This is a genomic window from Fibrobacter sp. UBA3629, from assembly GCF_002374005.1.
Taxonomy (GTDB): domain Bacteria; phylum Fibrobacterota; class Fibrobacteria; order Fibrobacterales; family Fibrobacteraceae; genus Fibrobacter.
Map to the genome: position 1 here is coordinate 1 of NZ_DFLC01000020.1, position 3,965 is coordinate 3,965.

Below are 3,965 nucleotides of genomic sequence, written 5' to 3' on the forward strand. Positions count from 1 at the left end.
GTCCAACTTTTTGGGTTCAGCTCACTTTGAGCCGGGGCCTTTGCGTTCCGGAGTGTGTTTTCGATCATATTTTGACCTTTTTTCGTATAGGATGTCCCTATATCGGTCAGTGTGATATATATTTATATTAAACTTAAAAAAGGAGTTTTTTATGGTGTGCAAAAAAATTGCATGTGCTCTTTCCCTCGCCGCGGCGTTCGCTTTCGTGGCTTGTGATGACGAATCCACGTCATTCTCTCCGAAGACCGAAGGCGATGAACAGGAACTTTCCAGCGATTCGAAGGACGTGGATGGTTCCAGCGAGTCTAAGGATGTGAATGGGGATGACGGGAAGGCGGTCTCCAGTTCGTCTGTCGCGGGCGGATTCGACGTGGATGAGATGAAGTGCGACGAGGAAGGCGCGAAGAAGACGAAATCGTACATGGGCCAGGAAATACCCCTTGTTTGCGAAGAGGGCTTCTGGATGCCTGACGAAGAGGCTATGGACGAAATGTACACGTGCGACGAGGAAGGCGCCACCAAGACCGATACGATAACGATGGGAAATAACAGCATGCAGGTTGCTTATGTCTGCGTGGATGGCGAGTGGAAAGTTGATTCCGCGGCCACGGCCAAATGCGACAAGGAAGGCGATGAAATGGAAGTCGACTTCGGTGGCATGGTCATGAAGGCGACCTGTGTCAATGGCACTTGGGTTCCCGATGAGGGGGCCATGGAAGAACAGTTCGTTTGCACGGCGGAAGAAGAAGGCAAAACCAAGGAAATTATGGGTATGCCGTTTGTCTGTACGGATGGCGAGTATATGCCCGATATGGATTTCGACTTTGGTGATTTGCCGGTCGACACGCTTGGCGTAGTTAAAGACTAGTTCCTTCGCCAATACCTTTACGAATAAGCAAAGAGCCCCGCAAGGTCGCGGGGTTCTTTTTTGGGATAAAAAGCCCCGTGCGGGGTGTTTTGGATCGCTTTTTTATATGCGTTAAATTTGAATTTACTTTAAGTTACGCAGGTGTAAGTTTCTCGGGACGTATATTTAGGGCGTATGGGAGACCGTTAACCAAAAAAGGAGTAAAAATGAATCTCAAGAAACTTGCTTTGGCCCTCTCCCTTACGGTGGCCTTCACTTACATGGGATGCGACGATTCCGCAAGTGCCTCCGCGACCGGTGGCGACGAACAGCCGGCACTCTCGAGCGCATCGACCGGCGATGAAGGTGGTGAGCAGACTGCTACTTCCAGCGATGCTAAGGCTGAATCTGCGGATTCGGGCGATGTACCCCCGGCAAGTTCTGCCGATGTGGGCCCTGGCACGATTCCGGGGATGGACTCGTCCTTCGTTTTTGACAGCACGGCCATTGCCGACATGATGAAGTGCGATGAGGAAGGTGCCACGCAGAACCAGATGGGAATCAAGATGACGTGCACCGACGGCCAGTGGACTGTTGATTCCTCTTCTATCGCCGACATGATGAAGTGCGAGGCGGGGGAGACCATGGAACAGATGGGCATGGTGATGAAATGCGAAGACGGTCACTGGACGCTGGATTCGGCCGCGACTGCGGCGGCCAACACGTGCGACGAGGAAGGTGCGACGAAAACCGAAAGCATGTCGATGGGTGGTGGAAATGGCTTCGAAATGACGTACATCTGCAAGGACGGCGAATGGGTCGTCGATATGTCTGGAATGGGCGGCCCCGGTGGTGGCATGAATTTCGGTGATTCCAGCTTCACGATGCCCGGCGGAGGTACGGGGGGCTGGGGCGCGAGGGATTCCTCTAGTACGCAGCCTGCCGGCGAATAAGTTTCTTTCATAACCAACCCTAAAGGCCCGCACTCATCGTGCGGGCCTTTTTGTTATATAATCGTTTGTGCAATCGACCGTTCGCCTTATTAAGCCTGGCGCTCTGTCGAGCGCATGCCTTTCGGCTCGGTCATGGACAAGCAAACTTGTCCGCGACTCTCGCCTTATTAAGCTTTGATGATCGTGTCCTTCGCTAGCACCACGATGCCGGATTCGGTCACGTGGAAGAGTTTCTTGTCGCGTTCCAGGTCGTAGCCGATCTGGAATCCGGCGGGAATGTGTAGCCCTTTCTCGATAATCGCGCGACGGACTTTTGCGCCCGGGCCGATGGTCACGTTCGGGAAGAGGATGGATTCCTCGACGAGCGCGTCCTTCTGAATGGAGACCCCGGGGGAGAGGATGCTTTTCACGACGGTTCCGCCGCCGATGATGCAGCCCGAAGACACGATGGAGTCTATGGCCGCTCCCTGGTGGGCGCTGCCGTCACCCGCGAAGAACCTTGCTGGCGGCTGGTTCCAGTTGAACGTGCGGATGGGCCAGTAGTTGTTGTACAGGTCGAACGGCGGGTTTTCGGAGCAGAGGTCCATGTTCGCTTCGAAGAAGGCATCGAGCGTTCCTACGTCGCGCCAGTAGCCCTTGGTAGATGCCTGTTCGCCGCGCACGATGTTCGTGTTGAAGTTGTAGACGTAGACGGGGTAGTCCTTGTAGAGGCGCGGGATGATGTGCTTGCCGAAATCGGTCGCACCTTCGTTTGCGCCCTTCAGGAGCTCGCGCACCAGGAACTTGCTCGTGAAGATGTAGTTGCCCATGCTTGCAAGGCACCAGCCCGGATGCCCGGGCATTTCCTTCGGGTTTTGGGGCTTCTCCTCGAATCCGATCATGCGGTTGTCCTGGTCCACTTCGATAATGCCGAACTCGCGCGCATCCTTGATTGGCACGGGAATCGCCGCAATCGTAAGCAGTGCGGCGCGACTCAGGTGGAAGTCAATCATCTGGTTGATGTCCATCTTGTAGATATGGTCGCCGCCGAAGATGGCCACGAGATCCGGACGTTCGTCGGTAATGAGGTTGATATTCTGGAAAATGGCGTCGGCGGTGCCCTTGTACCAGTCGTCTCCGGTGCGCATCTGGGCAGGTACCAGGTCCACGTACTGGTCGAGGCTAGCATTCAGGTTCCATGCGGCGGAGATGTGCTTGTTCAGCGAATCGCTCTTGAACTGCGTCAGGACCTTGATTTTGAAGATGCCCGAGTTGATGAAGTTGTTCAAAACGAAGTCGATGATGCGGTAGGTTCCGCCAAAGTGCACGGCCGGCTTGGCGCGGTCGCGGGTGAGGGGCTGCAGACGGCTTCCCTGTCCGCCAGCCATGATCATGCAAAGGATGTTTTTCTGATGTTCTCTAGAATAAGACCAACTCATAAAACCTCAGTTCGTGCTTAAAGCTCTATTTCTTGTATACATGCGTAATTTATGTAATTTTTTTTTGAAAAATCATTTTTTTTGCAAAAAAACACGAAAAAATCGAAAAAAGTGATACCGCTGACCTCAGGTGCCGGATTGGGCGGCTTTTATATGCATTTTTCTGGTGTTGCCCTGCTATTCCGATTTTATTTTTGTAAATTTTACCGCGTTCGAAATTATCGAAACTAAACGTTAAACCAAACAGGAGCTCATAATGAGTCTTACCCTTAACGATATCAAGCACCCGAAGATCAGTACTTGGGTGAATGAAATGATTGCCATGTGCGAACCGGACAACGTCGTTGTCGTTGACGGCTCCAAGGAAGAATACGATGCCCTTATGCAGAAGTGCGTCAAGGCTGGCCTCGCCACGAAGCTCGCCAAGAAGGAAAACTGCTACCTGTTCCGTTCTCTCCCGTCTGACGTGGCCCGCGTCGAATCCCGTACCTTCATTTCCTCTGTGAAGGAAGAAGATGCAGGTCCGACCAACCACTGGATCGACCCGTCTGAACTCAAGCAGACGATGCGTAAGCTCTATAAGGGTTGTATGCACGGCCGTACCATGTACGTGATTCCGTTCTGCATGGGCCCGCTCGGCTCCCCGATTTCCAAGAACGGTATCGAAGTCACGGACTCCGAATACGTTGTTCTCAACATGGACATCATGACTCGCGCCGGTAAGAAGGTTCTCGACATCTTCAATGC

3 protein-coding genes and 1 pseudogene are annotated in these 3,965 nt (G+C 53.0%); 3 read left to right on the top strand and 1 reads right to left on the bottom strand.

The annotated features are described in order from the left end of the window. Positions 1 to 151 precede the first annotated feature (151 nt). Together B2310_RS07090 and B2310_RS07095 are read left to right on the top strand one after the other, a co-directional pair. On the top strand, positions 152 to 868 hold the full coding sequence (locus tag B2310_RS07090; protein WP_290729981.1) for a hypothetical protein: 717 nt from the start codon (positions 152 to 154) through the stop codon (positions 866 to 868). 206 nt (positions 869 to 1,074) lie between these two features. Further along, positions 1,075 to 1,800, top strand: coding sequence for a hypothetical protein (locus B2310_RS07095; protein ID WP_290729983.1), 726 nt, complete (start codon positions 1,075 to 1,077; stop codon positions 1,798 to 1,800). A gap of 167 nt (positions 1,801 to 1,967) precedes the next feature. Here the strand turns inward: B2310_RS07095 and glgC are convergent, their stop codons facing one another. After that, a complete protein-coding gene (gene glgC, locus B2310_RS07100) occupies positions 1,968 to 3,218 on the bottom strand; it encodes a glucose-1-phosphate adenylyltransferase (RefSeq protein ID WP_290729985.1) in 1,251 nt (416 codons plus the stop codon). Between the two features lie 256 nt (positions 3,219 to 3,474). Between glgC and B2310_RS07105 the strand changes: the two are divergent. Further along, a pseudogene (locus B2310_RS07105) lies at positions 3,475 to 3,965 on the top strand (phosphoenolpyruvate carboxykinase); the annotation flags it as partial.